This is a genomic window from Mesorhizobium sp. WSM4836 (genome assembly GCF_055811815.1).
In genome coordinates this window covers 1-255 of record NZ_JBVVQF010000141.1, presented here as the reverse complement: position 1 = coordinate 255, position 255 = coordinate 1, and the positions used below count along the sequence as shown (strand labels likewise).

1 protein-coding gene is annotated in these 255 nt (G+C 63.9%); it reads right to left on the bottom strand.

Going from position 1 to position 255, the window contains the following annotated elements; all coding sequences use genetic code 11:
- The coding region (locus tag AC0L2P_RS32430; protein WP_473507270.1) for an NAD(P)(+) transhydrogenase (Re/Si-specific) subunit beta at window positions 1-255 on the bottom strand (255 nt) is incomplete at both ends.

The following is a 255-nucleotide window of genomic DNA, read 5'->3' as shown; positions in this document are numbered from 1 at the left end:
ACGTCATTGGCACCGATGACCAGCGCGACATCGACCGCCCCGAAATCGTCGTTGATCTCGTCCATGTCGAAGATCAGGTCATAGGGGACGCCCGCTTCGGCGAGCAGCACGTTCATATGGCCCGGCATCCGGCCGGCGACCGGGTGGATGGCGAACTTCACGTCCACGCTCGCCGCCTGGAGCAGCTTGACCAGTTCATAGAGCTTCTGCTGCGCCTGGGCTACCGCCAGGCCATAGCCGGGGACGATCACCACG